Raw genomic sequence first — 5,346 nt, forward strand, 5'->3', positions numbered from 1 at the left:
AACGTGGCCGATTGTACCCACGTTTACGTGGGGTTTCGTACGTTCAAACTTTTCTTTTGCCATTTCTATTATCCCAGCAAAGTTACATTAAAAAATTTAGAAATTTTACATGAGCTGGGGAGAAATAAACTGGTGCTGATAGGCAGATTTGAACTGCCGACCTCACCCTTACCAAGGGTGCGCTCTACCAACTGAGCTATATCAGCACTGATTTGGAGCGGGCAGCGGGAATCGAACCCGCATCATCAGCTTGGAAGGCTGAGGTAATAGCCATTATACGATGCCCGCAATCCTAATTCTCTGGCCACCTCATAGAGAAAGTGGTGGAGGGGGCAGGATTCGAACCTGCGAAGGCTGAGCCGGCAGATTTACAGTCTGCTCCCGTTGACCGCTTGGGTACCCCTCCAGATTGATGGTGCCGACTGCCGGAATCGAACTGGCGACCTACTGATTACAAGTCAGTTGCTCTACCAACTGAGCTAAGTCGGCACTACATCAAGTGGGTGCGCATTCTAGAGTATTGTTTAACTCTGTGCAAGTGTCTTTTTGAAAATTTTTCAATTTTCTTTTTTGACCAATTTTTCAACTAATCAAAAACTTACGCCGACGTTTCCTTTAAAAGTTCACTTCGAGCGTAGCGGGCAAGACCCTGCATCACCAAATGAGCGAGGCGCATGTTATCAGCAGATTTTAAGAATGCAAACACTTTTTTGTCTCCACCCCCTAAAATAATGTCAAAATCGATTTGTTTGCTTGATATGTAATCAATCGCGCTCAAATAAACACCATATAGGGCGGCATGACACCCTGTTGCAACACAATCTTCTGTGTCTGTCCCAACCCCAAAGGTGGTTGGAATTTCATCATTTGCGAACACTTTTTTAGTTGAAGCGACCAATGCATTACGCATTACTTGAAAGCCAGGTACGATCCAACCGCCTAAATGTTGACCATCTACCACAAAATCAACCGTTATTGCCGTACCCACATCCATAACAAAAAAATGCTTTTTTTGATTTTTCTGCAGCGCAGACCATGGCAAGCCATCGATCAACGCCCATTTTTTGAACATTGTCGTAACTATTTTTTATGCCGAAGGCTTCTTTTTCTGTGTGCTTTTCTACAAAGGTAATATTTCGTTCATTGCACATGGTGAATATTTCATCAACCAGCTCCTGGTTTCTCACAGAAGCTATATATAAATGAGAAATATTTTTCTGAGAATCGATAAAAGAGAAAAGAGAATTGGCATCTTCGCATGCATTAGGCTCTTCTTCAGCATGACAAAGCAGTGAATATTTTATTCGGGTGTTACCGATATCCACTAATATGACGTGGTTTTCTTCAATGTTATTCATATTTTTGGTTCCAGTCGCAATGTAATGCGTAAAGCGAACGGAAAAAACTTTATTTAAAAATCACAAAGATGAACTACGAAGTACTTTTATTATACAAATGCCCAAAACCTTCGTAGCCCAGATATAAAATAAAACGTTAATTGCCTCTAAGGCTAACTTCGCCACCATGGAATCGCGTAATACCGTCTTGTGTTTCAACAAGTAGTGCGCCGCTGGCGTCCACTCCCCTGTCAATTCCAGAAAATCGCTTCTCGCCCATCTGCAAAACAATACGTTTATCGGCGTATAGGTCTAACGCTTCCCAATACGCAGTGAAAGGACCAAACCCTTGCTGGGTAAATTTCGGTAAATAAGACCAAAGCGACTTAATTATTTCTGCCGCTAAAGCGTTTCTATCAGGAATGGTACCTAGGTAAGAGGCTAAATCGCTATGAGGCTGCCCTACATCATACTGATTATCAGGTACACATACATTTAAACCAATACCGATAACACTGTGCGCCGTTGCGCCAATCTGGCCTTCTACTTCAATTAATACACCGGCAAGCTTTTTGCCTTGTAGATAAATATCGTTCGGCCATTTCAATTCGGCATCTTCAACACCAAATTCTTTTAATGTATCGCAAACGGCTAACCCCACTAGCAAAGAAAGACCCGCCATGCTTTGGTAACCATCAGGGAAAGACCAGTACATAGAGAAAGTTAGACTACCACCAACAGGGGCTAACCAAGAACGGCCGTGGCGACCGCGCCCATCGGTTTGAATTTCGGCGAAGACGACATCGCCGTTTTCAAGATCTTCCCGTTTACTCGCAATACGTTTTTTCATTTCCGTATTGGTAGAGGGCAATACGGACTCCACATCGATGACCGCGCGTTTTGTATTGCCTAAATGTCGTTTAATACTGTCAGCACTTAACAATGGGAACCCTCGCTCTAATCGGTAGCCTTTACCTTTCACTTTAAATACATCCAACCCCCAATCGGCAAGCTGGGAAATGTGGCCCGCTACCGCGGTTCTTGATAAACCGACCTGCTGAGCAATGGTTTCACCTGAGTGAAAATGGCCGTCGGACAACAAAGCGAGTATATGTTTTCTTATAGCTTTTGATGCTTGTCTCATAGCGAAATAAGTCCTTTGCTTCCTAATAAGCGCACTTCTGGTTCGAGCGTAACGCCAAACTTATCATGTACGCTTGCTATGATATTTTTTGCCATGGTAATTAAATCTTCTCCGGTGGCACCACCTAAGTTAGTTAGTACCAATGGCTGTGTAGGGTGGCAGCGTACTTTATTTAACGTCTTGCCTTTAAATCCTGCTTGGTCGATAAGCCACGCTGCAGGAATTTTTATCAATTCTTCGTTTTGCTTAGTGTTATCTTGCTGTTTTAGGGTAACGCCTAAATCACTCGTTTCAGTTGGCGGCGTTACCTTATTAGTTATAACAAAGTGCGGGACAACGTCGTAATCTTTTTGAATACTGTGAAATACCGACGTCGGTACTACGGGGTTCTTGAAGAAACTCCCTGCATTACCTAAAACGTTTGGGTCGGGCAACTTGCTCTTTCTTATCTCTATTACCTTACTATACACCTTTTCAGGCGTAGGCTCGGAAAGTGCGGCCAATTCGCCGTAGCTAGTTTCAAGTTCATAGTCTTTAGGAAGCTTAAAATTAACATGGGTAATAAGCACTTTATTGGCTAATGCATGTTTAAACACACTATCTCTGTAGCCAAACTGGCAATCTTCTTTGTTAAGCAGAACTTGCTCACCCGTTTCTAATAATACACATTCTACTTTATCAATGAGGGCATTAACCTCTCGCCCGTAAGCACCGATGTTCTGAATAGGACATGCCCCTACTGAGCCTGGTATCAGTGCTAAGTTTTCGAATCCATACCACTTTTCTTCCATACAAAGCGTTACAAACTCATGCCAGTTTTCGCCTGCGCCTACCCTTAGATAATGGTGACTTTCAGTATCGAAGTGACTAATACCCTTTATTTCATTAACCAGTACAGTACCGTCGAAGTCTTGTGTAAAAATAGAATTGCTTCCACCACCTAATATGTAAACCGCGTTAGCGGCGCTTTGTTTTATTGAGTTGTATAGGGATAAAAAAGAAGGGACGTCGACAAACGACTCAATAGAATTACACGATGCTGAAAGACCAAACGTGCTGTAACTTTGTAATGAAGGCATATTATTTTACGAACCGCGAACAATCCGCTAATGGTAGGGTAACAAGGGCCCAAATAAAAGCGTAAAGACGCAATAATATTAGCGGTAGGGAATTACTGCGCTTGTGCTTTATAACCTATACGAAACCCGCCCCAGTGTTTACCGTTCACATAAATAGGGGCTGATAAATCATGCATAACTTCTCCCGTATCTCGTTTATAGGTTTGAAGTAGAAACGTTGAGGTATTAGCACCACAGCGGCTTCCTGTCTTATCATCAAATATCCGTTTTGTTCGGTTATTCGCAAGGTCAGTATCATAATTACCCGTAAGCGGCTGACTGAACTTCTTATTATGGGTGGGGAAGTAGCCATTTTTATCAACAGCGCCAGCATAAATTATGAAATCGTGCGCTGTTAGCAAAGGCTCTTGAATTTCGGGTAATATCTTATCGGTGAATTTATCGAAAGGTGTCGTGTGCTTTAACGGGTTAGTGTTTGCAATGGGCGTATAGTCGAAGCTAAATAATTGCGACTCGGCAATGTCGCCCGCTTTAATAGCCTGTTCAAATCGTTTACCTATGGTTTTCGCTGTACTTATCGCAATATCTCTTACTTCGCTATTTCTGTCGTTTACGTCAAAACTTTCTAATAGCCTAAAAATATCTTCCGCTTGGCTGCTAAGAGATAAGGCTTGCGCTGAAACGTCAGAAAGATCGCGCTCCAAATTACCCGTAGTTTGATGAAGTTGAAGAATATTGGCGCTGATACCTGCGCTGTGCTCTGCATTATCCTCTACCATACCCTGCATTGCCTCCATAGAGTCCCGGGCTTTAGTAGATAACAAGCTTGAATGAGATATAGCCGCTTCACTCTCCTGTAGCTTAGCGTTCATATCGTCACTTGAACTAAGTACTTTATCCATAGTAGCTACCGCTTTTTGGCTACTGGTATTCATATCTTGAAGCAAAGTTTCAATTCCAGACGTTGCATCTGTCGTTTTCTTTGCGAGTTCCCTGACTTCGTCAGCAACTACAGCAAAACCACGGCCTTGTTCGCCAGCCCTAGCGGCTTCAATTGCTGCATTTAACGCGAGCATATTCGTTTGATCGGCCAGCTGATTAATGGTGTTAGTGATTGTACTTATACCTTCAGCTTTGCTTTTTAAGGTAATGAGCGCGTCAGATGACGCATTGATATTTTTAACTAACTGCTGTTGTTGGTTTAACACTTCTTTTAGCGACGTACTTCCAAACTGTGTTTTCTCATCAGACTCATTCATAGATGAAGAGGCTGTTTTGGCTAATGCATCTAACTGACTAGACGACGACTCTAAATGTTGTAGCCTGCCGCTCATTTCACCAATATTAGCGACTTGTTCTTTAAAAGCGTTTGCTAGTTGCTCCAAAAAGAACGAAATAGAGGCACCGCCAATTGCGATATTGCTGGCGGCATGACTGACCTTGGTTGCATCAGTTTGTGACGACGGAGGTTGACTCGATGAAAGGCTGTCATCCCCTACTCCTTCAGAAAACGCATTCGTTTTTCCGCTGCCTAGCGTTTTACTAAAAATGAAAGACGCTAAAAGAATAGTAAAAAAGATGACAGCAGTAGAAATCAGGACGCTCATGGTTAGAAACGACATCACTACATTTATCAGCCCTGCGACAACAGCTAACACCAAATAATTCATCAAGTACACTTAACATTTTATTAACACAAGATAAATGTAGAGCGATCTTTGCTATTAATCTATAAGCGATTAGTAGTATAGAGAAAATAATGAGGCAGAAAGCAAAAAACCCGCCG

Annotated in this window: 5 protein-coding genes, 4 tRNA genes and 1 pseudogene; all 10 read right to left on the reverse strand. The window is 42.5% G+C overall.

Features of this window, described 5'->3' with window-relative positions; translation table 11 throughout:
- Positions 1–63: pseudogene (locus ACX5J7_RS03760) on the reverse strand (GTP-binding protein); the annotation flags it as partial.
- Between the two features lie 67 nt (positions 64–130).
- Positions 131–206, reverse strand: a tRNA-Thr gene (locus tag ACX5J7_RS03765).
- A 7-nt stretch (positions 207–213) separates the two neighbouring features.
- Positions 214–288: transfer RNA gene (locus ACX5J7_RS03770), tRNA-Gly, on the reverse strand.
- Positions 289–321: 33 nt separating this feature from the next.
- Positions 322–406 (reverse strand) — tRNA-Tyr (locus tag ACX5J7_RS03775).
- Between the two features lie 7 nt (positions 407–413).
- Positions 414–489 (reverse strand) — tRNA-Thr (locus tag ACX5J7_RS03780).
- Positions 490–598: 109 nt separating this feature from the next.
- Positions 599–994: a type III pantothenate kinase gene (locus ACX5J7_RS03785; RefSeq protein ID WP_498706159.1), complete on the reverse strand. Its 396-nt coding sequence runs from the start codon at positions 992–994 to the stop codon at positions 599–601.
- Complete coding sequence (locus ACX5J7_RS03790) at positions 966–1,358, reverse strand: type III pantothenate kinase (RefSeq protein WP_498706161.1); 393 nt, start codon at positions 1,356–1,358, stop codon at positions 966–968. The genes ACX5J7_RS03785 and ACX5J7_RS03790 overlap by 29 nt, the downstream gene beginning before the upstream one ends.
- A 136-nt stretch (positions 1,359–1,494) precedes the next feature.
- On the reverse strand, positions 1,495–2,481 hold the full coding sequence (gene birA, locus ACX5J7_RS03795) for a bifunctional biotin--[acetyl-CoA-carboxylase] ligase/biotin operon repressor BirA (protein WP_498706162.1): 987 nt from the start codon (positions 2,479–2,481) through the stop codon (positions 1,495–1,497).
- Positions 2,478–3,560: a UDP-N-acetylmuramate dehydrogenase gene (murB, locus tag ACX5J7_RS03800; protein WP_278383310.1), complete on the reverse strand. Its 1,083-nt coding sequence runs from the start codon at positions 3,558–3,560 to the stop codon at positions 2,478–2,480. The genes birA and murB overlap by 4 nt, the downstream gene beginning before the upstream one ends.
- 92 nt (positions 3,561–3,652) lie before the next feature.
- Complete coding sequence (locus ACX5J7_RS03805; RefSeq protein ID WP_498706163.1) at positions 3,653–5,230, reverse strand: methyl-accepting chemotaxis protein; 1,578 nt, start codon at positions 5,228–5,230, stop codon at positions 3,653–3,655.
- Positions 5,231–5,346: the final 116 nt, after the last annotated feature.

Source organism: Alteromonas infernus (assembly GCF_902705815.1).

Bases quoted from the DNA above. Each gene is read 5' to 3' on its own strand.
- ACX5J7_RS03785 (WP_498706159.1), bottom strand. From the start codon at position 994: ATGGATGTGGGTACGGCAATAACGGTTGATTTTGTGGTAGATGGTCAA.
- ACX5J7_RS03790 (WP_498706161.1), bottom strand. From the start codon at position 1,358: ATGAATAACATTGAAGAAAACCACGTCATATTAGTGGATATCGGTAAC.
- birA (WP_498706162.1), bottom strand. From the start codon at position 2,481: ATGAGACAAGCATCAAAAGCTATAAGAAAACATATACTCGCTTTGTTG.
- murB (WP_278383310.1), bottom strand. From the start codon at position 3,560: ATGCCTTCATTACAAAGTTACAGCACGTTTGGTCTTTCAGCATCGTGT.
- ACX5J7_RS03805 (WP_498706163.1), bottom strand. From the start codon at position 5,230: ATGAATTATTTGGTGTTAGCTGTTGTCGCAGGGCTGATAAATGTAGTG.